Source organism: Paenibacillus sp. EKM212P (genome assembly GCF_011066115.1).
GTDB lineage: Bacteria > Bacillota > Bacilli > Paenibacillales > Paenibacillaceae > Paenibacillus > Paenibacillus polymyxa_B.
Genome location: NZ_JAAMNR010000001.1, coordinates 754,628 through 780,064, shown reverse-complemented (window position 1 = coordinate 780,064; position 25,437 = coordinate 754,628). Strand labels below are relative to the sequence as shown.

General features: G+C 46.4%; 22 protein-coding genes and 2 pseudogenes. 14 read left to right on the top strand and 10 right to left on the bottom strand.

Annotated features, from left to right (window positions below):
- The first annotated feature begins 164 nt into the window (after window positions 1-164).
- From serC to G9G54_RS03650, 3 genes are all read left to right on the top strand, one after another.
- Entirely contained in the window at window positions 165-1,256 is a 1,092-nt protein-coding gene (serC, locus tag G9G54_RS03660; RefSeq protein WP_185156269.1) for a 3-phosphoserine/phosphohydroxythreonine transaminase, read from the top strand.
- A gap of 245 nt (window positions 1,257-1,501) precedes the next feature.
- A complete protein-coding gene (gene trmL, locus G9G54_RS03655) occupies window positions 1,502-1,966 on the top strand; it encodes a tRNA (uridine(34)/cytosine(34)/5-carboxymethylaminomethyluridine(34)-2'-O)-methyltransferase TrmL (RefSeq protein ID WP_061829161.1) in 465 nt (154 codons plus the stop codon).
- A 376-nt stretch (window positions 1,967-2,342) separates the two neighbouring features.
- Window positions 2,343-2,591, top strand: a complete 249-nt coding sequence (locus tag G9G54_RS03650) for an AbrB/MazE/SpoVT family DNA-binding domain-containing protein (protein WP_013309439.1) — start codon at window positions 2,343-2,345, stop codon at window positions 2,589-2,591.
- Between the two features lie 98 nt (window positions 2,592-2,689).
- Here the strand turns inward: G9G54_RS03650 and G9G54_RS03645 are convergent, their stop codons facing one another.
- Together G9G54_RS03645 and G9G54_RS03640 are read right to left on the bottom strand one after the other, a co-directional pair.
- On the bottom strand, window positions 2,690-3,757 hold the full coding sequence (locus G9G54_RS03645) for a phosphodiester glycosidase family protein (RefSeq protein ID WP_165176131.1): 1,068 nt from the start codon (window positions 3,755-3,757) through the stop codon (window positions 2,690-2,692).
- Window positions 3,754-4,161, bottom strand: coding sequence for a hypothetical protein (locus tag G9G54_RS03640; protein ID WP_013309441.1), 408 nt, complete (start codon window positions 4,159-4,161; stop codon window positions 3,754-3,756). The genes G9G54_RS03645 and G9G54_RS03640 overlap by 4 nt, the downstream gene beginning before the upstream one ends.
- A gap of 275 nt (window positions 4,162-4,436) precedes the next feature.
- Between G9G54_RS03640 and G9G54_RS03635 the strand changes: the two genes are divergently transcribed.
- Both G9G54_RS03635 and G9G54_RS03630 read left to right on the top strand, forming a co-directional pair.
- A complete protein-coding gene (locus G9G54_RS03635) occupies window positions 4,437-5,093 on the top strand; it encodes a response regulator transcription factor (RefSeq protein WP_069291493.1) in 657 nt (218 codons plus the stop codon).
- Window positions 5,094-5,143: 50 nt separating this feature from the next.
- Window positions 5,144-6,397 carry an aminotransferase-like domain-containing protein gene (locus G9G54_RS03630; protein ID WP_165176129.1) on the top strand — a complete coding sequence of 418 codons (1,254 nt, stop codon included), beginning with the start codon at window positions 5,144-5,146 and terminating at the stop codon, window positions 6,395-6,397.
- A gap of 19 nt (window positions 6,398-6,416) precedes the next feature.
- Here G9G54_RS03630 and G9G54_RS03625 read toward each other — a convergent pair whose 3' ends face one another.
- On the bottom strand, window positions 6,417-7,250 hold the full coding sequence (locus tag G9G54_RS03625) for a DUF2161 domain-containing phosphodiesterase (protein ID WP_165176127.1): 834 nt from the start codon (window positions 7,248-7,250) through the stop codon (window positions 6,417-6,419).
- A 283-nt stretch (window positions 7,251-7,533) separates the two neighbouring features.
- Between G9G54_RS03625 and G9G54_RS03620 the strand changes: the two genes are divergently transcribed.
- Window positions 7,534-9,429 (top strand): PrkA family serine protein kinase, encoded by a 1,896-nt coding sequence (locus tag G9G54_RS03620; protein ID WP_165176125.1) that lies wholly within the window; start codon window positions 7,534-7,536, stop codon window positions 9,427-9,429.
- A 297-nt stretch (window positions 9,430-9,726) separates the two neighbouring features.
- Window positions 9,727-10,749, top strand: coding sequence for a globin-coupled sensor protein (locus tag G9G54_RS03615; RefSeq protein ID WP_165176123.1), 1,023 nt, complete (start codon window positions 9,727-9,729; stop codon window positions 10,747-10,749).
- Between the two features lie 38 nt (window positions 10,750-10,787).
- Here G9G54_RS03615 and G9G54_RS03610 read toward each other — a convergent pair whose 3' ends face one another.
- The 7 genes and pseudogenes from G9G54_RS03610 to G9G54_RS03580 form a co-directional block, all read right to left on the bottom strand.
- Entirely contained in the window at window positions 10,788-11,666 is an 879-nt protein-coding gene (locus G9G54_RS03610; protein ID WP_165176121.1) for an arylamine N-acetyltransferase family protein, read from the bottom strand.
- Between the two features lie 244 nt (window positions 11,667-11,910).
- On the bottom strand, window positions 11,911-12,807 hold the full coding sequence (locus G9G54_RS03605) for an aminoglycoside phosphotransferase family protein (RefSeq protein WP_165176119.1): 897 nt from the start codon (window positions 12,805-12,807) through the stop codon (window positions 11,911-11,913).
- Between the two features lie 18 nt (window positions 12,808-12,825).
- On the bottom strand, window positions 12,826-13,902 hold the full coding sequence (locus G9G54_RS03600; RefSeq protein WP_446723012.1) for a phosphotransferase: 1,077 nt from the start codon (window positions 13,900-13,902) through the stop codon (window positions 12,826-12,828).
- Between the two features lie 141 nt (window positions 13,903-14,043).
- A complete protein-coding gene (locus G9G54_RS03595) occupies window positions 14,044-14,595 on the bottom strand; it encodes a PepSY domain-containing protein (protein ID WP_165176115.1) in 552 nt (183 codons plus the stop codon).
- A gap of 119 nt (window positions 14,596-14,714) precedes the next feature.
- Window positions 14,715-15,308: a PepSY domain-containing protein gene (locus G9G54_RS03590; protein ID WP_165176114.1), complete on the bottom strand. Its 594-nt coding sequence runs from the start codon at window positions 15,306-15,308 to the stop codon at window positions 14,715-14,717.
- 22 nt (window positions 15,309-15,330) lie between these two features.
- Window positions 15,331-16,692, bottom strand: coding sequence for a sensor histidine kinase (locus G9G54_RS03585; protein ID WP_165176112.1), 1,362 nt, complete (start codon window positions 16,690-16,692; stop codon window positions 15,331-15,333).
- Window positions 16,689-17,389: pseudogene (locus G9G54_RS03580) on the bottom strand (response regulator transcription factor). Before G9G54_RS03580 ends, G9G54_RS03585 begins: the two are co-directional and overlap by 4 nt.
- 326 nt (window positions 17,390-17,715) lie before the next feature.
- Here G9G54_RS03580 and G9G54_RS03575 point away from each other — a divergent pair.
- From G9G54_RS03575 to G9G54_RS03545, 7 genes and pseudogenes are all read left to right on the top strand, one after another.
- Window positions 17,716-18,411 carry an AroM family protein gene (locus G9G54_RS03575; protein ID WP_165176111.1) on the top strand — a complete coding sequence of 232 codons (696 nt, stop codon included), beginning with the start codon at window positions 17,716-17,718 and terminating at the stop codon, window positions 18,409-18,411.
- A gap of 26 nt (window positions 18,412-18,437) precedes the next feature.
- Window positions 18,438-19,388, top strand: a complete 951-nt coding sequence (locus G9G54_RS03570) for an aminopeptidase (RefSeq protein WP_165176109.1) — start codon at window positions 18,438-18,440, stop codon at window positions 19,386-19,388.
- Window positions 19,389-19,404: 16 nt separating this feature from the next.
- A complete protein-coding gene (locus G9G54_RS03565; protein WP_165176108.1) occupies window positions 19,405-20,031 on the top strand; it encodes an aspartate/glutamate racemase family protein in 627 nt (208 codons plus the stop codon).
- A gap of 258 nt (window positions 20,032-20,289) precedes the next feature.
- Window positions 20,290-21,825, top strand: a complete 1,536-nt coding sequence (locus G9G54_RS03560) for a PucR family transcriptional regulator (RefSeq protein WP_165176106.1) — start codon at window positions 20,290-20,292, stop codon at window positions 21,823-21,825.
- Window positions 21,826-21,859: 34 nt separating this feature from the next.
- Window positions 21,860-22,547: pseudogene (locus G9G54_RS03555) on the top strand (response regulator transcription factor).
- On the top strand, window positions 22,544-24,127 hold the full coding sequence (locus G9G54_RS03550) for a sensor histidine kinase (protein ID WP_165176104.1): 1,584 nt from the start codon (window positions 22,544-22,546) through the stop codon (window positions 24,125-24,127). Before G9G54_RS03555 ends, G9G54_RS03550 begins: the two are co-directional and overlap by 4 nt.
- Before the next feature lie 122 nt (window positions 24,128-24,249).
- Window positions 24,250-25,431 carry a PD40 domain-containing protein gene (locus G9G54_RS03545; protein ID WP_165176103.1) on the top strand — a complete coding sequence of 394 codons (1,182 nt, stop codon included), beginning with the start codon at window positions 24,250-24,252 and terminating at the stop codon, window positions 25,429-25,431.
- The last annotated feature ends 6 nt before the right edge of the window (window positions 25,432-25,437 follow it).

Below are 25,437 nucleotides of genomic sequence, written 5' to 3'. Positions count from 1 at the left end.
TTAAAGTGAAAATCACAGAATAAAGATGTTAAATATGTTAACATTCACAACTTTGTCACATCATAAATGAAATTAAAAACATTTTTATACAAGTCTTGAACGCATTTATGAATACTGCTATCATAGCGATAATATCCACACCAGAGTAGAGAAGGGATGGGAAATTGTTGAGTAAGAGAGCCTACAATTTTAATGCAGGACCAGCGGCATTACCGCTCAAAGTACTGGAACGTGTACAAGCTGAATTCGTAGATTTCCAGGGAACAGGGATGTCGATCATGGAAATGTCACACCGTGGAGCTGTGTATGAATCTGTTCATAATGAGGCGCAGGAACGTCTGTTATCTCTGCTGGGCAATCCACAGGGCTACAAGGTGTTATTCCTACAAGGGGGCGCAAGTACGCAGTTTGCAATGCTGCCTTTAAATTTCTTGCGCGAAGGACAGACTGGGAGCTATGTAATGACAGGTAGCTGGTCGGACAAGGCATATAAAGAAGCCAAGCTACTGGGCAAGGCTCATATTGCTGCATCCTCCGCTGATGAGAAGTACATGCGTCTTCCGAATGTGGATTCCTTGGACTTGCCTGAGAATACTGCTTATGTGCATATGACGTCCAACGAAACGATTGAAGGTACACAATTTAAGCAATTCCCGGATACGGGTTCCGTACCATTGATTGTGGACATGTCCAGTGATATTTTTTGCAAGCCTTTTGATGTTACTCAATTTGGATTGATTTATGCTGGCGCACAAAAAAATCTGGGACCTTCTGGTGTGACGGTCGTGATTGCCCGTGAAGAGTTGCTGACTTCCTCACCGGACAATATTCCTACGATGTTGCGTTATAGCACATATGAAAAAAATAACTCTCTCTACAATACTCCCCCATCCTTTGCCATATACATGGTGAATGAAGTGCTGAAATGGATTCAGGAAGAAGGCGGTTTGGAAGGCATTGAGCGTGTGAACCAGCAGAAAGCTGCTTTGCTATACAACCGTATTGACAGTAGCGAAGGTTTCTATCGTGGTTGTGTGGACAGCGCTGATCGCTCTATCATGAATGTAACCTTCCGCCTCGCGAATGAGGATCTGGAAAAACAATTTATTAAGGAATCCGAACAGGCCGGATTTATCGGACTGAAGGGACATCGCAGTGTAGGAGGGCTTCGCGCCTCGATCTACAATGCTGTTCCACTGGAGAACTGTCAAGCATTAGCCGAGTTTATGGACGGATTCAAGCAACGTAACAGTTAATTACGCGGACATATATTTCGATACACGATATTTAAAATCGAAAAAGTAAATGTAGAGCCTTCCCTGAATGTGTATAGGGGAAGGCTTTTAGTGGTGTGGGTTGAAATTTTTGTCGTTTGATGTTCATATCTGTCTGATTTTGTTAAAATAAAAGAATGTGTATGTTTTTAATGTATACACTTTGGTTAAACTGTAGGTTATTTGTCTGATGAATTATGAATTTAAAATGAAGGGAACGAAACGTGATGCCATTACATATTGTGCTTGTCGAGCCGGAAATCCCGGCTAACACAGGGAATATTGCTAGAACGTGTGCTGCAACCGGAACTCATCTACATCTGGTGAAGCCACTGGGCTTCCGAACCGACGATGCCACGTTAAAACGGGCCGGACTTGATTATTGGTATGCTGTCCACATTGAATATCATGAGTCTTTTGCTGAAGTGCAGGAGAAATATCAGGAAGGTCGCTTTTTTTATGCGACGACCAAAGCGAATCAGCGATATAGTGATATTGCATTTCAGGATGGAGACTTCTTGGTATTTGGTAAAGAAACGAAAGGTTTGCCGCCAGAGCTGCTAGCTGCTAATCCAAATACATGCATCAAGATGCCTATGTCAGATAAAGTAAGATCTCTAAACTTGTCGAATTCCGCTGCGATTATCGTATATGAAGCGTTGAGACAAATGGATTTTCCAGGTTTATCGTAAAGAACATCGAGTGAACAAGTATAAATGCGAATAAAGAACCAGGACCTTAGTTGGTAATAAAAGTTTCACCTATATTGCTCAAATCTACATGATAGTGGAACTAAAATAAGGGTTGTATGGTCAAAAATTTGCGAAATTTCTCAGCGAGGGCTAATGATAATTGGCTTTCCGGTCGATAAAAATATTACAGACATTCTGTACCATACTTTGATATGGTTCATGATTTTATGAAAAAATGTAATAAAATTTCCTGTGATCAGCAGGATTCGACAAAAAGACAGCGAATACTACATAAAGAATAGTGTCTTTGTACCTAGTTTTTCGCATGGTAAGAAATTTGTAAGTTATTACTCAATAGGAGAGGTGTACGATCACGATGAAACCTGCCGGTGTGGTACGTAAAGTTGATCAGCTGGGGAGAATAGTTTTGCCTAAGTCACTGCGTAAAAGATATCAAATGAATGAGGGAGATCCTGTCGAAATTTTGGTTCAGGGTGACCACATTATTTTGGAGCGTTATCGTCCAAAATGTGTATTCTGCGGGTCAGTAGAACAAGTGAACGATTTCAAAGACCGTTATATTTGTGCTCAATGCCTGACAGAAATGACACAGTATTCCTCCTAAATGAGGCAAAAGCATCACGACATTCGTTCGTGATGCTTTTTTTCGGATAGAGCCGTACGTCGGCAAGCATATTTAATTTGTTAGCAGACTACACATAGCTATTTATAGAACAAAAAATGAGTAGGGACTGGACGCAAATTACCATCTGACGGTTTGTTTACGACTCGACCGTTAAGTATAAGCGACGAGGAACCGCCTCCGTCCAAATTATAGGCATCTTGAACACCTAGATTGTACATTTTTCCTTGCAGTTCTTCGAGCGTCGCGCCTGAACCCCCGCTTTCATTGTAGCCGTCTACGACAATAATGAGCAACTGATCATCTTTATAGTTGCCAATGACCGTACGTGGGGCCCGCTTGGGGGAGACTTTCCATTTGTCAGGAATAGGCATTTTTTGTCCTCTTTGCAGCAGGACGGGAACGAAGGTAGCACCAAAGGCAGGCTTTAAGCTGTCAAGAGCACCTTGACTGTAAAATTTGCCACCGATAAGCTTGCCATCGTTACTCAGTCCGACGAAGGACAAATCCTTAAAACTGGACTGAAAGCCAGTAAGGTAGTGGCCGTTCAAGACAGTAGTGCTTAATGGATAGCGTTTGCCGTCTCCATCCGCAAAGCCGCCTGCATTGATGCCTGCAATAGCTCCGTGTCTCAAGACTGCACGCATGGTGGTTTCGGAGCCACCCAATTTGTCACTTCCCAAAGACATTTTCATAGCAGTAGGATCTTTAAGTTTGACCTTCATAGCGTAGCCATGATAAATTCCCGGGTTTACCTTAAATAATTCAATGGTAATCCGATTGCTATCTACCCGCTCATAGGGAACCCCCAGTTTGGCGGTGATGCGTCGATCATAGATAATCGCGGGCCGCTTGGACTGCGTAGAGGCAGTCACGACAAGCTGATTCATCGTTTGAGTCGTTTGCTTGTATAGCTCAGAAGTCCGGCGAATTGTAGACAAGGTGTACGCTGCCGTTTGCTTGGCTTCATCAAGCTGCTTGCCTACTGATTGCATTTGTAGAGTGACTTCATCTTTTTGCAGACTCAAAGAAGTAGACCCAGGAAAGCTCAATGAGGGATGCACTAACAAAATATACCCCAACAAACCGATAAAAGGAGCAAGGGCCAACATAAAGAACCGGTTCACTTGTTTTGCGTCTACATTCATTTTAGCAAGTCCATTTTTTTCTGAAGTGTATTGAGTTGCTGCTTGACTTCGTTTAATTGGGTATACAGTTTGTTGCTGTTATCGGTCTTATTGTTTGCATTATCCTTCGTAAAGGTCAGTAGTTCATTGAAGGACTGGACTTTTCCCTGCAATCCGCTAACTTCCTTGGAAAGAGCAGTCAGTTGCTTTTCATAGTCAGATTTGAGTGCTTGAATCTGTTGGTCTGTATGGGTTTGCATCTCGTTTAGCATTTGCTGCTTCAAGTGATTGCTATACAGATAGGTTGCGAGAGCACCTAATATAATAAGAATGAACCAAAATAGCAGAAAAGCCTTTACGGGTAACCCCTTTCTTGAATTGCTCCGCCGAGCTTCGGCAGGAGGACGTTCAGGTGAAGCTTGCATACGATTTTCAACTCCCGTGTAAAGTCAAATTTCCAGTCTTTATTTGCAGTACCAATTCTATCATGGGCCTATTTATTTCGCAAAAGCGAAATAGTCGTATAAAAATATTGGAAAAAGAGATTGCATCGGAAGGAAGTCCTAGGATACAATTTCCTTAAACGTTTTTCGCTTCCTATACGTTCACATTCGCGCAATTTCTACATATGCAATCCCTAATTTTAGAATTATTTTCGCTACTAACTATGTATTTTTTTGTAAACTCAGGAGGTTTAGATATGAGAAAAGTATGGCAGGTGGTCATCATAGATATCCATCCTACAAGTATGCTGGGAACAAAGCTTATTTTGGAAGACCAGCAGGATTTGCTTGTCAGAGGGATGTCTTCCTCCGGAACGGAAGGCTTGGAGCTGGCTTGCTCCATTCGACCGGAAATCATTTTAATGGACTACAGGTTGCCTGAGGGAACGGCGGAACCATTTTTGACACAAATGCGGGCCTTGTCTCCGGACAGCCATATTGTTATTATGACGGATGAGGATAATATTACGTTGTTTCAGCAGCTAATTTCGCTCGGAGCAAATGGAATGTTATCCAAACAGGCATCACCGAGCCAGTTAATCCATCTGATCAATGGTTTGCGCGAAGGATTTGCTTCTTTACCAATGGATTGGATTCGGTATGGAAACTGGCCCTTTATGCCGTTAATGGCATCCGAGCCTTTTGACGAATTGACACAAACCGAAGTGTTTATTATGGAACGTATTGTACAAGGAATTACATATGACAAAATTGCTATCGAGATCGAAGTTAGCCGGCGCTCCATTGATAATTATCTACGTAAAATTTATGCGAAATTAGGCGTGTCCAGCCGGGCGCAGGCGATTGAACGTTATGCCTTATATGCGCGTCAGATGAAGCAGCTATATGCCTGATGCGTCAGCCCGGAGATCATGACCTATTTTTCAGGAGAAGGAGGATGTTCATGCAATATTCCTTTGCTTCACGAACGGCTGCGATGTTGGCTTCTCCAGTGCGTCATATCCGGGAAAATGCGAGAAGACACTCCTTTATATCTCTGGCTGAAGAACTACCTGCACAAGAGCTGTTTCCGGTGAAGCTGCTGGAAGAAGCGGCCCATGATGTGTTTGGCTCCGGCCCTGACGCCCTCCAGTATGGTGAACCGGAGGGCTATTTCCCTTTGCGAGCATGGCTTGCGGGAGAGTGGGAACAGCGTAAAGGAGTAAGAGTACCACCAGGTCAAATCCTCCTCACGACAGGCAGTCAGCAGGCCATTGACCTGATCATAAGGCTGATGGTGGATGAGCGTGATCCGGTATTGGTCGAAAACCCTACGTCTCCTGGATGTTTACAAGTGCTATCTATGCAGGGTGCGCAGATCGTTCCTGTAGAATCAGATGGGGAAGGTGTCATTCCTGATAAGCTTGAAGCTTTAATGATCCGTTATCGACCCAAGCTTTTTTTTGCCACGCCGACGTTTACGAATCCGACGGGCTCCTTATGGAGCGCGGCTAGGCGGCAGGAAATTTTGGACCTGTGCAGGCATCATGAGGTGCTAGTAGTTGAGGATGATTCTTATGGTGAATTGCATTTGAAGCAAAAAAATGAGTTCCATGACAAGAGTCCACATGGTCAGAGTCGAAAATTTGCAGAGACTTACCCCTCTCTATTTGCGCTGGATCATGCGGGTCAGGGCGGCCAAGTGCTCTATATCGGTTCGTTCAATAAAACAGTTGCTCCTGCGCTGAGAACGGGTTGGGCTGCTGGTCCTGCACCGCTGATTGAAGGAATGTACGCTTTGAAGCAGCTGGCTGATATGCAATCCAGTACGATGAACCAACGGCTGCTGTTCCAATTGTTGACCAGCTCGCGTTTTCAATGGCACGAGCACTTAGCGATGCTGAACAAGGAATATTCGACTCGACTTCAATTAATCTTGGAGCTGCTCAAGCGCCCGTTTTGGAAAGACGTGACGTATCATATTCCGTCCGGTGGCATGTATGTATGGGTGCAGTTGCCCGATGGGCTGGACAGCGCATTGCTGCTAAAGGCGGCGTTACCCAAAGGCGTAGCCTTTATGCCAGGTGCGCTATGTGCGGTTGGCAATGAAGGCGCGTCCCATATTCGCCTCAATTTTAGCCATCCGGGCCGTGAGCAATTGCTTATGGGCATGAATCTGATCGGTGAGACGATTAGCGAATTTACTGCGCGGAGCTAGCGAAAACCATCGCCCCATGTCAGTCATCCTCCGCTTCCACAACAACGGTGGAGTAAGTGATTGGCGATTCCGCAATCTGGAGCTGTCCACTGTCCTCGTCAAGCTCTGCATCTATTTCAGCGGCCGTTTTAATGCCATGCTCTTGCAGTACTGCCGCATACTCGTTCAGGGCAGCTTCGCCAAACGGAGTCAGTCGATAGCGGCCACGGGATACGCGCTCAAACCAGCCGTAGTAGTTGTGCTGAAGTACGGCAGCAGCTGTGCTGACGGCTGCTATGCGAGCGAGCTGCGCCGGGGCAGCTTCCCCTAAGCCCTGCAAGGCTGCGGCTACGCGCAGCGCTTTTTCCCGGTAGGCAGTGACCAGCTTGCGTCGGGTGCTGCCGCCGGTATTGTGGTCACCGCTGCGTGCGTGAAATTCCCGCAGCAGCTTTTCCTTGCGCGAGCCGTGGCGTACCGTTGCTGCATTGTGGACATTGTCGCTATGCGCCGCAGGCTTACACAGTACCTCAACGAGCGGCGGCTTCGTTTTAAAATGGGTGACGGTGAGCAAGCCAAGTCCCAGCTGGCGGCACAGTCCGACTAGCTCGTTCCAGCGTTGATTCACGGCCCCTTTTTTGGCACGATTTCGTTCTACAGCTACATATACATTGCTGCTTAGTTTCAAACGCTGCATGCCTTGCAGCACAAGCGCCAGGTTAAACGTCTTTTTGATCTCCACAATCAATGGTGTCTGTTGCCCTGGCTTGATACCCACCAAATCGCAGTTGCGCACCTCTCCTTTGACTTCATATCCCAAGTTCTCAAAAAAGGCTTTCACCGGAGCGTACAGCTCCGTCTCATGCCGAACCGCCATGACTTCTTCCGCTCCTTTATCCCATTATTCCGAGCTTATATTGTACCATAATGCGTCAGGTCCGCGTTGTTGTTGTATATTTTAGCACAGTGTATCCCTTGGTTTTTTTGAAAAAGCAGAGAGACCTGTCACAAAAAATAGGTCAATTCTGAAATCAATCTGCATAGGTATGTATTACACTTTTTTTAAGGGGATTGCATCATATCCTGAAAGGCGTGACGAGTGTAGCCATAATCATCAGGAGTGGAGGATAGTCATTACGCAGTCATGGGAGGAACCGAGCATGAATATTTTTGAACGCGTTGCGGAGTACCGGGCGGAAAACAACCGTCTGGCCTGGAGCGGCACTTTTAGAGAGTATATTGAGATACTCAAGAAAGACCCGACGCCGGCGATGACAGCTCATGCACGGGTTTACAAGATGATTGAATCTTTTGGTGTAGAAGAGGTTGGGGGACATAAGCGATACAAATTTTTTGAGCAGGAGATCTTTGGACTGGATCGAGCGCTGGAAAAGTTGGTGGAGGAATATTTTCATTCCTCAGCCAGGCGGCTTGATGTTCGCAAGCGTATCCTTCTTTTGATGGGACCCGTCAGTGGGGGGAAATCGACACTGGTCACGTTGCTAAAACGTGGTCTGGAGAAGTTTTCAAGAACGGATCAGGGAGCCGTATACGCGATTGAAGGCTGCCCCATGCACGAGGACCCGCTTCATCTGATTCCCCATGAGCTGCGTCCCGATTTTGAAAAGGAGCTGGGTGTACGGATTGAAGGTAATCTCTGCCCATCCTGCCAGATGAGATTGCGCACGGAATTTGATGGTGATATTGAAAAGGTCCGCGTGGAGCGGGTATTTATATCGGAAGAAAACCGGATTGGTATTGGTACGTTCAGCCCTTCTGATCCGAAGTCACAGGATATTGCTGATTTGACGGGCAGCATCGACTTTTCCACGATTACAGAGTATGGTTCGGAATCCGATCCGCGTGCGTATCGGTTTGACGGAGAATTGAACAAAGCGAATCGTGGACTGATGGAGTTTCAGGAAATGCTGAAATGCGATGAGAAGTTTTTGTGGAATTTGCTTTCTCTGACCCAAGAGGGAAATTTTAAGGCTGGGCGGTTTGCGCTCATCAGTGCAGATGAACTGATCGTGGCTCACACCAATGAATCCGAGTATAAAAGCTTTATTGCTAACAAAAAGAACGAGGCGTTGCAATCACGGATGATTGTAATGCCGATTCCTTATAACCTGAAAGTATCTGAGGAAGAAAAGATTTACGCCAAGCTCATTGATCAAAGTGATATGAGACATATCCACATTGCGCCTCATGCGCTGCGAACGGCTGCCATTTTCTCCGTGCTTACCCGCTTGAAGGAGACGAAGAAACAGGGGATGGATCTGGTCAAAAAGATGCGCATGTATGACGGTGAAGAGGTCGAAGGATACAAGGAAGCCGATCTGAAGGAAATGCAAAGTGAGTTTCTGGAGGAAGGTATGTCCGGGGTAGACCCGCGGTATGTCATTAATCGTATTTCTAGTGCATTGATTAAGCAAAATGTAGAATCCATCAATGCCCTGGACATTTTACGAGCAATTAAGGATGGCCTGGATCAACATGCCTCCATCACAAAGGAAGAACGGGAGCGCTATCTGAATTTCATTTCCGTGGCTCGTAAGGAATATGACGAATTGGCGAAAAAAGAAGTGCAGAAGGCCTTTGTGTACTCTTTCGAGGAATCAGCCAAGACGCTGTTTGACAACTATTTGGATAACATCGAAGCTTTTTGCAATTGGGCGAAAATTCGCGATCCGCTCACAGATGAGGAACTCGACCCGGATGAGCGGCTCATGCGCTCTATTGAGGAGCAAATCGGGGTATCGGAAAATGCGAAAAAAGCGTTCCGTGAAGAAATATTAATCCGTATTTCCGCGTATTCTCGCAAGGGACGGAAGTTTGAGTATCATCATCATGATCGGCTGCGAGAAGCCATTGAGAAGAAGCTGTTTGCTGATTTGAAGGATATTGTGAAGATTACGACTTCGACCAAAACGCCTGACGCTAATCAGCTCAAACGGATGAATGAGGTGATTAAGCGACTGATTGAGGAGCACGGCTACACAGGAGCCAGCGCCAACGATCTGTTAAGGTATGTAGGTAGCCTCCTGAATCGGTAAGACGAATAATAAACAAGTACAGTATGGTGAAACCATGGGTTGATCTGGATGGTGTCATACGGTTGTGAGGTATCCGATGAACGTGTTTCGTAGAGGGAATTCGGCAAGCACAGGGGGATTTCAGGTGCTGCCGGATTCTTTTTTTTGTATCATTAAGCAGTTGAGTTTATATATAATTTTTCTGAAATTGCTATGAAAAAAATCATAATCAATCTTCCGCTTTTTTAACATTTTCTAAAAAGTTGCCGATAAATATGGTAATGTAAAATATATGTAAACTATTATTTGGAGGAACTTATGATTCATGTCGTGGAGAGTAGATTAAAACAGATACAATATATTGGTATTACTGATGATGATTTGGCTTTATTGCATCATTATCAGGGACTATTCCAATCTATTGTGAATGAGGTGGTCGATCGGTTTTATGAGCATGTAGAAAAGGTTCCGCATCTTATGTCGATTATTTCCAAATGGTCGAATATTGAACGATTAAAACAAACACAACGTGAATACTGGCTTTCTCTCGCAGATGGAAAAATAGATGATCAGTTTATCGAACACCGTCTTTTTGTGGGGCAGGTACATTCCCGAATCGGATTGTCTTCCGATTATTATTTAGGCACGTACATTGCTTATCTTGATATTGCAGTCGACATTTTAAAACGTTCGGGGATAGAGGATTGGTTTTCTATTGTGCATGCTCTTTCCAAAATGTTCAACCTGGATTCCCAGCTTGTACTGGAAGCTTATCAGGAAAAGGAAAAGGAACAAATCAACGAGCTGGCCGACGAACAAACGCAGGTGCTGACCGTTGTGTCCCGAATTGCGCAAAATTTGACCGGGATGATTGCTGAGCTTAGGGAAAATGCGGATAATATCGCGGAGAGTGCCTGCAACACTGCTTCTTCGCAGGAACATACAGAGGAATTGGTACAGCATTTGAGTGACGAGATTAAGCATATTGAGCAGATGAGCGGTACGATCCGGGAACTGTCCGATCAGACTCATCTGCTGGGACTGAATGCGGCGATTGAAGCTGCCCATGCGCAGGAAGCAGGGCGCGGGTTTCAAATTGTGGCACAGGAGGTGCGAAAGCTTGCATCTAATTCGAAGCAAGCACAGGAGCAAATTCAGCGCAAGGTGCTGGATATTGCCCGTATGCTTGACAGTGTGCAATCCGAAACAGCTGTCACAACAGCCAGTGCCCGGCAACAGGCTTCCAGCTCAGAGGAATTGGCTTCGTTCACAAAGCTGATCGAAAACATGGTGAAGGAATTGGAAATGCTGCAGCACTCCTCGGAAATGCTAAAGGTGTAAGATGTGACTTGAAGGCTATCCTTACGTTGGAGGCTTCACTACTGTAACGATTCAGTCATAGACTTTTTCCATTCTATATGAGCCGCAAGTACTCTTTTCCATAACTCGTCCCGTTCCTGGCGACTGTAGTTAACGAGCGGCTCGCCAAATACATCTGCCAACACTTCCAGCCACTGCGACTTCTTATCCAGTTCTATTTTTTCCAAACTGTGTAGCCCGCGTCTTTTCCAAATACATCCTCTGAGTTCATTCGCCTCTAATGCTTGCCTTTGCCGAATCAGAAACAGGTTAAACCATGGAGATTCCGCTGAGCGGCTATAGAAATGATGTTTCGGCATGAATTCTTCCAAATCCTGAACAACCGCAGGGGCAAAATCAACGCCAACAAATGAAGCAAGTGAGTCATGCTCTAAGCGCCAACCTTTTGTAACAACTCCGGATTCCATAACTTTATAATGAAGAGGGGCTTGTTCATAAGTCCCCATACGGAGTGGAAGAGGTTCATAGGGCATATCGCCTAGCCCGACATCAACAATCCATACTTCATCTTCATGATGCTCATTTAGCAAGTTCACTGTTAGTCCAAGATGAAATGAATTAATGCGTGGTTCAGCTCCCAGAGGTTGTACCCCGGCACGATGCAGAGAGACTTTGTACCCTAGTGAATATAGTAGTGCACTAAAGGCACCATTCAGATGAAAACAATAACCACTTCTCCCATGTAGAATGAGTTGAATGGATTCTCGAAAACCAATGGCTGCCGGCTTCCTTGCGAAAATGTCCAATGTTTGCCATGAAAGATGTTTTACATGAGCCTTATGCAGTTCAACTAAATAGGAAAGGGTAGGAGGCTGAATTTCGGGAATTCCAATTCTGTTTAAATAAGCTTTTATTTCTTCTTTTGTCATGGTGTACATATACAATCACCTCTATTGTTAGTTTCCCAAATTCTCTTCTCGAAACCATGGAGCATTGAGTCTTAGCATCATTGTAGAAGGGGGAAGTGCTGTTTACAATGTTATAAATTTTTGGTTGTACCGGTACAGTCAGCAAGTCGATTGGCTTTAGCGGCATGCGCCTTTCCTGTAGCTGGTTGTTAGAACACAAAAAAACAGACCGCTTCATCGGGTCTGTTTTTTTGTTTAGTTCCAAGCTGACAGATTATAAGAGTGATCTAAGTTCACGTCGGTATTTGTTCAAATGCGCGAACGACGGAATGACTCGCTTGGCAGAACGGAAGCCGCCTATTCTGATATTGCGGACCACATGATAGGGAGAGATCAATAGTGCGTGAAGCAGATGCAAATCATGGGTGCTCAATGGACGATATCGTTGATAGTAATCTATCGCGCGCAGCATCTTTGTCCCATTCCAAAGACAATTCCGATGAAGAAGATGGGAGAGATCTTTCATCCTTACATGTAGGGAGCAATTTTCAAAGTCGATCATATGGATTTTGAGCTGTTTGTCTTTAATCAGATTGGGATAATTATAGTCGCCGTGTATAAATGCGGCGGCTTTTTGCTCCTGAGCAATGGCTTCTCTAACTTTGGGCTGCTGTAGGCGATGGGACACTTCCTCACAAAGAGCTACGAGATGTGCTGTGCCTCTGTATGGGATGAGGCGTTTTTTGTATCCAGCTATTTCATCGCTCAAGCCTTCATAACGGATTCTGGATGGCGGAGCTTCAGTGACAGGAAAGCCCACGGCACTGGAATGGAATTTGGCTAAAGTAGCAATTCCCTTTTTGAAGTCTATTCTTTTTGTGAATTCTGGTCTGAGTCCATGAACCCAATTGGTTAATGTATACGAAACACCTTCATAGGTCATGTAAGCCGCTTGTTGTACTGTTGGATAGACCTTTTGGCTGCGTGTAAACCCGCGCTCATCCAAGTAGGACAAGACACGTGTAATAAAACGGATCTCTTCTTCCGGGAATTTGTAGGGTTTTAAGCAATAAGTCGTATTAGCGGTCTCAATCTTGTGAATGTCCTTCATTTGACGGCTACGCTGAATTTTGATTCCGTACATCTGCTCAACGTTCGATAAAATCGACATTTTGCTCCTCACTTTCTTTTATACATGAGCCCACTCCTGCAAAATATGGATGATTTGTAATCGAAGAGGCCACGACTGATCCCAATTGTCCAGGATTTCGCGATCTCTTGAACGATTCGGGTGTCGGGAAGCATGCCAGGCTTCTCGTGGTAGTTTATATAAAGCTGTAACAATCTTCCGTTCAGTACGGCTTAGCGGTTTGCGTTTTTGGTATCCCTTCAGCAAGGATTGCACAAATTCAGGGTTGAATTGAGTCGTATTCATAAGGGCCTTTGCCAAATCAGCATAGGCTGAGCCGATCTTAACCCGATCCCAATCAATGATTTTGAGATGACCGTCATCCGAAATAATGACATTTGGGGTAGTGATATCACTGTGTATCAAGGAGGGATGCCGATGTTCCATCCGAAGCAGCCTTATAATGGATGCATCCTGCAAATCCTTCCATGCTCGCCTGGATAAACGTTTGCAGTCTTCGCCGTGAGCATTGTACCAGTTGCGGTACGTTTTATCATGGCGACTGGTTTTTGTCATTTTTTTTTGAAAAAGACGATCCTGGTTTTTCCATATCCGCAATTGTTGAATGGCCGGAGGGGACTTTCCTTTATCCATCTGATGCAAGCCGGTGGAGGTGGCGTGAAGTGTAGCAAGTGCCCGCCCCAGTTTTTCGAAATCTTCAGCGGTCTCCAGTCCCCGTCCTTTGATCCACTGACTTACATAAAATGGCGTCCCCTGATATAGAGTCCATAACTTGCCGGAATGAGTGGGGAGCCATGCGGGCATGTAAGTATACTTTCTCTTTTTCAAAAGCCTGATATGGCTCGCAGCTCGTTCCATCTGTTGAATCGTATTTGAACGGACCATCTTTGTACGACTAAAGGGCTTTAGTGCATAAGTTTCTTTTTTCGTTTTCACCTTGATCACTGCATTTTTTCGGTATAATGATGAGACTAAGCTTGATTTTAACGGGATCAGGCCGAAACGACGGGTGATTTTGCGAATCTGTGCTTTAGTATAGGATTTCGCCATAAGAACCTCACTTGACTTTGGATTGAAGAAAAAAGGTAATCCTCTGTTAGTTATCAGTCTATTCATGAAGAAATAATAGGTGCAGTTTTATGGAGCCATCTTCGTTCTTTTCCTGTGTCACATTGGTCAAAAAAACGGAGCAGCGAAAGTTCGCTGCTCCGTTTTAATTAGCTCTGTACTTAGTTACCCTAATTATGACCTGGGTAATTAATATTCGTTGTCATCATCATCGTCGTCTGTATCCACGATTGCGCCAGATGATGCATGGATATCAAGCTCAACGGTTCCTTCGTTGGTGAGTACCTTTACCTCGTAGATGAATTGTCCATCTTCCTTATCCAATTTAGAAGACAAAAGGGTACTCCCGGGCACGTGCTTAAGCGCAATTTGTCCAGCCTGTTTTTCAGTCAGGGTGATGTCATTTGGCTTGTTAAGGGAGGACTCGTCATTCGAGTCATGATCAAGCTCAGAATGGGAACGGATGGTTTTCCCAGTATAAGCATCAACATCTATATCCCAATCTTTATCCCCTTGCTGGAGATCCACCTCATAGTAGACTTTTCCGTTCTTGCGCTCTAGTTCGACATCTTCAACTTGTGCATTATTCCCCACAGCCTTCTTGGCAATGTTGGCAGCGGCGGTCGCTCCAATAAGGCCCGTAGGTTTAGCGGCCCATACGGCATTCGCTGAGACACCCGTAACTGTAACTCCAAGCAGAACCGTGGCTGCCATAATTCCTAATGTATAGTTTTTTTTCATTACATTGTTCCTCCTTGTGCTATAAGCATGAATACAGCTTATCTCTTAAACATGAGAGGAACATAATAGAATCATGAGAAAACCATGAGAAAACATGAGCTGAGATGATCATCAAGTCGTCATGATTCGTTGTGCTCCTGTTTTTCTTTTTCCCACGTTATAGAGTCGATAGAGCCCGATACTGCATTGACCTGTACCACTGCTTCACGCCCATCTTTTACCTCAACCTCAACCAGATAATAGAGGCCTTTGTCGTTGCGGTGAAGCTCAATATCATCGGATGTTCCGTTAACTGCTTTGGCAGCAAGCTTGGCTGCTTCTTTCTCTGTAATAACGAGAGAAACCGGGTTAGGTTTATTAGCTGGATTCGATGTGTCTCTGGTTGGTGAGTTACCGGGATTGTGGTCTTGGGGCTCCTGCTCCACATCTGTATAAGCTTGTGTCCGCTTAATGGAGTCGATGACACCGTCATAGGCATTGGCTTTTATATCGTACTTCCCTTTGGCGCGTTCCAGCCTGATCAGATAAAAATCACCCAAGCGTTGGGATTCGAGCACCTCGCCGGGATACTGATGCAAAACGGATTGGATGACGGCCTTTTCTTCCAATGGAGAAGCTGCTAACGACCGTGCCCAAGGCCACTGTAAAAGACAAATTGTAATCAATACAGCCGCCAGCGTACCCCCAATCATCCACACATAGATGGCTTTCATCGTTATTCCCTCCTTTGGCTTATTATTTTGGAACGGTAGGGAGGATGATCGTTGCCGTTGTTCCGCTCCCCTCTACACTTTCTAGCCCAATTTGAGCATGTATAGCTTGTGCAATTCCTGTAGCCAATGATAAGCCTAGTCCAGTCCCACCTTCCTCGCGGCTTCTGGCTTCATCCACACGATAGAAGCGGTCGAATACCTTAGATAACTTTTCTTCCGGGATTCCAATTCCTTGATCTGTGATTCTTATGCAGGGTTGAGCTGTATCGCCTATCGTATCAATCATCAGGTGTATCGGCTCGTCACTGTATTTGCGTGCATTATCCAAAAAGATAAATAGGAGCTGCTTCAGCTTATTTTCATCGGTATAGCCAATGCAGTCTGCCTGTACATCCAGTTGAATTTGTCGGGCGAACGCATTTTCAAATGTAGCTTTTAATTCTGTCGCTATTCTGGTCAGGTGTACAGGCTCCAGCACGGCATTCCACTGTTCTTCGTTTCTGGCCAACAGAAGAAGCTGCTCTGCCATGTCCTTCATTCGGATCGCCTCGGAATGGATCGCTTCAACGGATTCGGCAAAAATCTTGGGATGCTGCAACCCCCGCCGTTTGAGCAGGCTGGCATAACTTTCAATAATGGTGAGGGGTGTCTTCAATTCATGGGACGCATTAGATACAAATTGTTCTTGCCTGACGAAATTCCGCTCCAGCAGTTCAATCATGTCATTAAATGTTTCACCCATTTCGACCAGTTCGTCGCGTGATGATGAATGGAGCGGAAGACGTTTAAATTTCCCGCTGCGCTGAATTTCTTTCATCGTGCTAATCATAGATGTAATTGGATGTGTGATCAGTCTGCCTAGCAGTCTTCCCGATACCACGACAGGAATGAGCGCAATTCCAGTGACAGCAACAAGTACGATTCTGAGTACCTGTAGCGTCTGCATCGTCGGTTGCAGACTTTCGGTCACCTGGAGATTGACAACCTCGCCATTGGTCCAAATCATGGGGAGCGATACAAGAATGTAACGGTTGCTTTCATAGGTAATGATGCGAACCTGCCGTGTTTCATCAAAAACGCCCTCCATCAAGCTAAGAGATTGCTCGGAAGAAGAGGTGATAGGGGGGAGAAAGTCGCCTTCTGGCCTAATCAGCCGAAGCATGCCATCCAGCGGTACATAGGCTCGGAGAAGATCCTCAGCGGCTACGGATACCGAAGCGCGTTGAATGCCGCGAATCATGTTCTCTGCTGCGGCCTCTACCTGGTCCTTTCGACTGTCTATCGAAAGTTGGCTGAATAGGAAATAGATCGAAAAATTAATGGCTACAAGTAAGACCGCGAATAATAACGAGGTGTACGTATGGATTTTGTTTTGTAGCTTCATAAAGATTCCTTCAGTACATAACCAATTCCGCGTACAGTATGGATCAGCTCAGGGAGCTGGCGCGTAGGGTCGATTTTATTGCGCACGTAGCGAATATACACATCGACCACATTGGTATCGCCCATATAATCTATGCCCCATACATTCTCCAGTAATTGTTCACGGCTAAGTACCTGCCGCTGGTGTCTGAGTAAATGAACGAGCAAGTCAAACTCTCGCGGTGTAAGCTCAATGTTGTGCTCTCCTCGAAGAACTTCACGAGTACCTTCATGGAGACGTAAATCCCCGGCACTAAGCGATTTATCTACCCCTTGTGGAGCCATGTCTTTCGTTGCACCCACTCTGAGTGCGGCCCGTACACGTGCAAGCAGCTCTTCGATCACAAACGGTTTGGTAAATAGTCATTGGCTCCCAAATCGAGTCCCTCGACCTTATCTGCAATGGAACTTTTAGCCGTCAGCAAAATGATAGGGACATTCGCATCATGCTTACGAATTCTCCGAAGCAGCTCGATGCCATTGAGACCGGGAATCATAATATCCAGCAACACTAGATCCCAATTGCCTTTGCAATACGTCTCTAGCCCATCAATTCCATTTTTTTCTTTACTTACTTGATAGCCTTCAAATTGAAGTTCGATCTCTAGAAGCCGGGCAATCTTCTCTTCGTCTTCTACGATCAAAATAGATTGTTTCATGATTATGCCCTCCTGTAGGCGAATAGCCGATACGGAAGTATTTTAGCATATACGGACAGGTAAGACACTTCAAAGCGCAGGGCAGTGAGGGAAGAGATATTTATACTGCGTTATATTTTTTGACACTAAAAAGGGATAAAATGTAATAATAGCGCTATGATTTTGTTTTTTTATCCTTTATGCACAATAAATAAGCCTTTGTTTTGGTCAGAACGAACATTGTTTATGTTAGGAAAGTTGCAGTAACATAAGTTAAAACTATTCACCAGAACCGAAATAAGGGCAGACCGCGGGCTTGCCCTTTGTCGCCAGGAGCGTAAAATAAAATGAAGCGAAAGCAGGGATTCAAAATGCATAAGCTTGGGATGATTACGATTGGGCAAGCCCCTCGGTCAGATGTGGCCCCTATCGTAGAAAGGGCGTTGGAAGGACGGGCAGAGCTGGTACAGGCCGGTGCGCTGGATGGGCTCTCATTGGACTATATACAACAGCATCTATCACCGTCACCGGGAGAATATGTATTAACCTCGCGCTTGACGACCGGGGAGTCGGTGGTCATTTCACGCGAAAAAATCCAGCCGCTGCTCCAGGAAAAAATCACACATTTGGAGGAGCAAGGCATACGTACGATTTTGCTACTCTGTACCGGTGTGTTTCCTGGATTACATACCCAAAGCGCTTTTCTAATTGAGCCAGATCAAGTGCTTCCTCCTGTACTAAAGGCCATGTCCAGCGGAAGAAGACTGGGTCTCATTGGACCGCTCGAAGAACAAAAGAATAACCTCAAGCTTAAATTCAGTCCTTATGGATTGAATCCAGAGTTTGCGGCGGTCTCGCCTTACAGTGGCAGTGAGGAAGAATTTTGCCGAGCAGCCGGACAGTTCAAGAATCAAGCCGATCTGATCGTGCTGGATTGCATGGGCTATACGGAAACGCATCGAGAGCTAGCGGCGCATTACTCAGGGATTCCCGTTGTATTGTCCAATGCCTTGATTGGCAAACTGGTATCGGAAATGGTGTAAGGAGCTAAAAATTGGAGGTAAGAACTATGAGTCACCAACGTATTGAAATCAGTAAAAATGTATTGCAAAAATGTTTGGGACTTACCGCTGGGGAGACGCTTCTGGTCGTAACCGACGATGATAAAAAAGAATTGGGCGAGTCCATATATGAGGCTGGCAAGGCACTGGGGGCAGAAGCAGCTATTTTGACGATGAAGGTTCGCTCCAAATCGGGCGAGGAGCCTCCAGTCCCTGTTGCCGAAGCCATGCTTCGCTCCAACGTTGTCGTATGTGTCACCCGGTATTCGCTGACACATACAAGTGCCCGTAAGCAGGCCGCAGCTGCTGGAGCACGCCTGGCGACCATGCCTGGCATGACAGACGATATGTTCATGAATGGAGCAATCGCAGCTGATTATCCGAAGGTCAAGGCGCTGACCGAAGAGGTAACCGCATTGCTGACTGCTGCCAAGCAGGTACGGATTGAAAAGGATGGATATAGCCTGAACTTTACCATAGAAGGGCGCAACGGCGTTCCCAGCACAGGTATGTATTTGAATCCTGGCGAATCGGGCAATCTGCCTTCCGGTGAAGCGTATATTGCTCCACTGGAAGGAACGGCACAGGGTCAGATTGTGGTGGACGGTTCTGTAGCAGGAATCGGTGCCTTACAAGAGCCGCTGCTGCTGACGGTGCAAAATGGCAGATTAATCGCCGCAGAAGGGGAAGCCGGACAGTCCCTGTTGGATATGCTCGGCGAAGGCGATGGTAGAATGCTGGCCGAATTTGGTATTGGAACGAATGATAAAGCCCGCATTACAGGTGTTGTGTTAGAGGACGAGAAAGTGTATGGCACGATTCATGTCGCTTTTGGCAGCAATAATACCTTCGGGGGAACTGTCGCTGCGGGTGTACATATTGACGGAGTCGTACAAAAACCGGATGTATATCTGGATGATCGTCTAATGATGAAGGCTGGTCAGTTGCTAGAGAGATAAAAGGGAGGAAGTTATCATGCTTGGAATGATCAGAGTGCTTACCATGCAGGACAAAGCAGCTATCGACCTTCATGGCCGGGTCATTGAGCAGCGCTACGGGCTGCCTGTCACCAGTGTATGTATCCCTGATCAGCCGAAAGGAATCTACGATGATATCACAGACCGGGAAGCGGTGCCTAAAATTGTGCTTGCGGCGCAACAACTCGTTGAACAAGGCTGTACGTCTATCGGTATTAGCTGCGCGGCTGATCCGGCGCTAGAGGAAACTCGTCAAGCTGTATCTGTACCTGTATACGGGGCGGGGTCTTGTGCGGCACTCTTGGCTCTGACATCGGCCAGCCGTGTAGGCGTGTTGACCATTTTGGAGGAGGCTCCGCCGCTGATTCGCCACATTTTGGGCAATTCCTATATCGGTACAGAGCGTCCCATAGGTGTGCAGACGACACTGGACTTGAACACTCCACAAGGTAAAGAGGCGGCTATGGTAGCAGCGTTGCGGCTTCAGGAGAAGGGAGCTGAGGTAATCGTACTTGCCTGCACAGGTTTTGTAACGATGAACTTTGCGCCAGAGCTGGAGCGTACACTGGGTATTCGGGCTATTGATCCGATTGTGGCGTTGGGTGCAGCCGTGTCGGTACGCTAGCAGTTGCTTCGTGTGGAGAACAAGCAGGATAGTTCTTAAACCTCATTATAAATAGTTGAATATTAAAATAAACCGCCTTTTCCAGAAAAGGGCGGTTTATTTAGGTTCCATTGAGCTCCTAAAGATAGGAATGGGCTGGTGTGGATAGACTTGACCAAGCGGTAAAAGGTTTTGTTTTGTACACTTTTTTGGTACACTATCCTGAAAATTAGATGAAGTAAGGATTTTGCAAAATAAATAGCAGGGTGGTCTGTCTTTATGAAAATACCGGGTGTAACAGTTCAAGAGCTCATGGCAATACCCGTGTTGAAGGAGGCGAAGGTATTAAGCGGAGAACAGGGGCTAAGCCGGGTTGTCCGGTTTATTGACATTATGGAAGTCCCTGACCTGAAAGGCTGGGTCCGGGAAGGTGTATTGTTGATGACAACGGCTTATTCGATCCGTCATGAGCCTGAGGTATTGTGCCAAATTATTCAATTACTGCATCAGGGCGGAGCGGCGGCGCTTGTGATCAAGCCTACCCGCTTTCTCACGGAAATCCCTCATAGTGCGCTGGAAGAAAGCAATGCCTGCGGCCTTCCTGTGATTGAGATTCCAGCCGATATTCCCTATACGGATATTACGCAGCGTGTCATGGATATGGTGTTGAACCGACAGGCAGAGCTGCTGCGACGTTCGGAAGAAATCTATCGAACGTTAACGACGATGGTGCTGGAGAACAGTGGCATACAGGCTGTAAGCGATAATATAGCAGAGCTTTTTAAAGCTCCGGTTGCTTTGATTGATAATGGAGGTCAAGCCATTGTCACTTCACCACAAGAATGGGAGTGGGCGAAGGTACAAGATGCTCGTCATTTTCCCATTAGTGTGGATAAACGTACAGTTGCCAAGTTGGTTATTGCCCGCAATGAGCTGGATGATATGGAGCAGGTTGGTATTGAGCAGGCACGGCTGGTGATGGCGTTGGAATTAATGCGTGAAAAGGCGGTAGAAGATACGGAAAGCCGACTACGGGGGAACTTTATAGATGAGCTAATGACACCTCCGTTGCCGCTGCGGCATGAGGTTGAGCGGAGAGGCCGTCAATTGGGATTCAATCCGGAATATAGCTGGGAGGTGGCTGTACTGGAAAGTGCTGCGGCTCCGCCAGAAGAGATTCTTTCTGGGTTATTGAGTATGGAATCGACCCGACGGCGTGTGGTGTCTCATATTGAGTTTCGTTCAAATCGTGCGATATTATTTCTGCCGACTCTTCAGCCGAATGATCATCAGAACGCACCTGGCTCTGATCAGGAAACGTCCTGGAGTGATACGCTGAAAAACTGGTCAACTGAAAAAGCCTGGGGTACCGCCGATTATTATTTAGGCATCGGAAGTGCCAAAAAGTTATGGGAGCTGCTGCAAAGCTACAATGAAGCACGTCGTGCCATTACTGTAGCCCAGCGGCTGTATCCTGATCAACGTGTATGCAAATACAGCGATATAGAGATGCACTATATGCTTGGAGAAGCGATGGACAAAGAGGAATTTTCAAATGTGTTTGAACGCAAGCTGGGGAGACTTCAGCAATATGATCGCTCACATGGCAGTGACTTACTCAAAACGTTATTTTATTATTTGGAAAACAGGGGCAGTCTGGTAGATACAGCCAATTATCTTTTTATACATCGTAACTCAGTAAAATACAGATTGGAACGGATACGTGATATGACGGATTTTGATCTTAACGATTCACGTGAGCAGTTTATATGTCATACATGTCTGATTCATTATTATTTGCGGGAACATAGGTAGCTGGAGCGGTTTCTTTATGCAGGGAGGGCAGGACATGGATAAAAAAATACTGATAGCGGACGATGAGGCGAGCATTCGAAATGCGCTGGCTTATGCATTAAAGCGAGAGGGTTTTTTGGTGGAAACCGCCGGTGACGGGGAGGACGCCTTGGAAAAAGTGCGTTTGTTCCACCCGGATGTGCTCATACTGGATGTGATGATGCCCAAACTGGGCGGATATGAGGTGTGCCGCCGTTTGGAAAGTCGGAAGGGCATCGGTATTTTATTGCTGACGGCCAAAAACGATATCGTTGATAAGGTACTCGGGCTGGAGCTGGGTGCGGACGATTTTATGAGCAAACCGTTTGACCTGAGGGAGTTGCTCGCTCGTATTAAAAGCATTGGTACGGAGACTGGAGCGAGAAGGAGCGCCTGCCCCGGAAGGAACAGAAGTTGTCCTCGGCCCATTACGGGTACGTCCGTCCAGCCGAACGGCTGAACTTGGAGCCAGAGCGCTGGATCTGACCCCCAAGGAGTTTGATGTGCTGGCGCTGTTGGTGTCCCATGCCGGGAGAGTGTATACACGGGACGAGCTGCTAGAGCAGGTATGGAGCTTTGATTATGTGGGCGGAACGCGTACGGTGGATATTCATATCCAGCGCTTGCGCAAGAAGCTTGAGCCACACCAGGCGATATTGCAGACCGTGTATGGTATCGGCTATAAGGCAGAGAAAATGACGTGAACGAACATCATTCACTCCATCAGCAAGGAAGCTTGCGGTCCACCGACCAACAGAAGCGCAAACGCAAACCTACAGGCTTGAGCCTGCGTTGGAAATTTCCGCTGGTACTGGCGGCTTTGCTGGTATTTACTGTCGGTGTACTGAGCTGGCTTGTGCTTACTGGCATTCGTGCTAACCAGACAGACCAAATGGAACGCAGCTTAAAGCGTCAGGCCGAAATTGTAGAAATGCGTGTAAAACAGTCTTACCTGTTGGGAGTGCGCCAATCACCGGAAGACTTTATGAAGAAGCAGGCACCTCAACTCGCAGTGGAACTCGGCATATCCAGTAATATGCGCGTTATTTTATATGATGGTCAGGGGCATGAGGTTGGCAATTCTCTACCGCTGGCTTTTAGAACAGATGTCAGCCAGGCACTCTCCTATGCGATCCAAGGCAAAATTGCGTATATTACGGAAGGAAGCGCAATCACTTATTTGGCTCCGCTTCAAGGTCCAAACGGCTTACTGGGAGTAGTACAGCTTCACAGCTCAACAGAAGCGCAGCAGCAGTTCTACCGGGCCATTGCCCACTTGTTTCTATGGACGGGGGGTGCGGTGCTGGTATTGAGCTTTATTTTGGGTTTAGGCTATGTCAGACGCCAGACGAGGGACATCGGACGACTGACTCGCGCTTCCGAACAGATATCGGCAGGGCATTATCCGGAAGCCAGACTGCTGCGGCGGCAGGATGAGCTGGGAAGACTGGATGAAGGAATGCTACAGATGAGTCATGTGATCCGGGAGAGCATTACGGCGCTGGAAAACGAAAAGTTCCGGCTGGAAGAAGCGGTTCAGCGTTTGAGAGAGCTGGAGCAGCAGCAAAAATCTTTTATTGGAAATATCAGCCATGAACTAAAGACCCCATTAACCTCTATTCAAGCTTATGCTGATTTACTGGATATGTATGGGGATGATCCTGAACTGGTGCGTGAAGCGAGAGAAAGCATCAGTAAGGAAACAAAACGGTTGTACGAGCTTGTCGAGGACTCGCTGCGGCTATCTGTGCTGGATAAATATGATTTTGAATTGCATACGGAGGCTGTGGAACTGCATTTGTTACTGGAAGATGCAGGGAGCCGTATTCGAGGAAAAGCGGCAGCGCGTAGACTGAATTTTTCGATAGATACCGTTCCTGTCCAGGTGTGGGGAGACCCTAAGCATCTGATGCATATTGTACTGAATTTGCTGGATAATGCAGTGAAGTACAATCGGGACGGTGGATGGATTACGTTATCGAATCGGGTAGAACAGGACACTGTGATGGTGTATGTACGTAATTCCGGTCCATGTATTCCTAGGGAGCAATGGAACATGATTTTTGAGCCGTTCGCTACCTTAAGTCGTGATCGATCTCGTCAGGACAGCGGTACGGGACTCGGTCTTCCTTTGGCGCGCAGACTAGCGGAGCGCATGGGGGGAGAGTTGCAGCTTACAGCTTCAGATCATAGTGGGTTGGAAAATGGCAAAGGCCATACGAATGAAAGTGGTAATGAATTTTCGCTTAGACTTCCCCTCTTGGTTCACGATAGCTCCCTGTAAACGGCCGATTGTTAGCACAGGGCTAGAATAGTGTCTTGTTTACAACTTGGAAACAATTCGATGTATTCATGAGATGTTCGGGCATTAAACTGGGGGTATCGTTAACAAGGAGGCCGTTGTACATGATAAAGAAAAACATAGACAGCTACAGGCAAAAGAACGGCTCCACTCATCGCGAAGATTCCCGTACAAGAGTTTTCAGACAGAAAGCCACGGGGGTGCTCATGACCGGCTTAATCGCCGGGGGATTGCTCAGCGGTTGCGGCATGAAGAGTGCAGGAGAGACAAATCCAGCATTCGGTATGAAACCGGGCCAACAGCTTACAGTGATTGACACGGATACAGCCCAGAAGCAAGTAACGGACGAGCTGGTGGTATCGTCTATCGACAGGCTGGGGGATGTCTACGCGAGGTCTTGGCTGAGCGACGAAGAGCTGATTGTGGAGCGTAAAACCCAGCTGTGGATTCATAATGTAGAGACAGACAAGGAGCGGATTTTAACACCAGGTCGTAAGGCTCCACAGTTACTTGCTGTGGTATCACCGGATCAGCGCCATGTCTTTTTTACTGAAGGTAGCACCAGCAGCAAATATGATATCCAGGGCTACATTTTGGAACTAAGCAGTGGTAAGATTACATCGATTGGCAAGCTGGATATGACTAACGAAGTGAGCTGGAGCGATGAGAATGACCTCATTACAGGCACACCGGATGGTAAAATCCAGCTGATTGGTCTGGACGGCAAGGCTGAAGAATTGAGTTTTCAAGATCCGAATCGCTCTGAATTGATGTCTCATGTCGAAAAAGTGGGTAACGCCATATTTTATACAGGCAGTGATAAACAAGGGTATCCGGTGCTGAATCGGTTCACCCTCAATCATCCTCAGGCTGTGACCATTGCAGAGGGTGCCATGTCCTTTGCCGTGTCGCCTGACGGTAAGTCTATTGCCATTGAAAAGCGGAAATGGAATACATCCGAACCAGCCCGTATGATCATTTTGGATGAACAGGGCAAAGAGAAAGGAATCGTCGGTCAAGGTACTTTAATGAGTCGTGGAAGCTGGTCCAGTGACGGGTCCAAGCTTGCTTTTTCCATTTATGATGAGGATCAGCAAGGCATGAGAGGGCTGTATGTGTTTGACCAGTCCACGGGTAAAACCACTCCCGTTACGACCGATATCCAATCCTATGACAGCCCAACGGTATGGAGCCCATCCGCCCGGTTTTTATCCATGTACCAGAACATTTCGGAAGGTGGAAAACAGCCCAATCAAAGCTACATCGTCGAATTTAAGAGGAAGTAGTTTCAT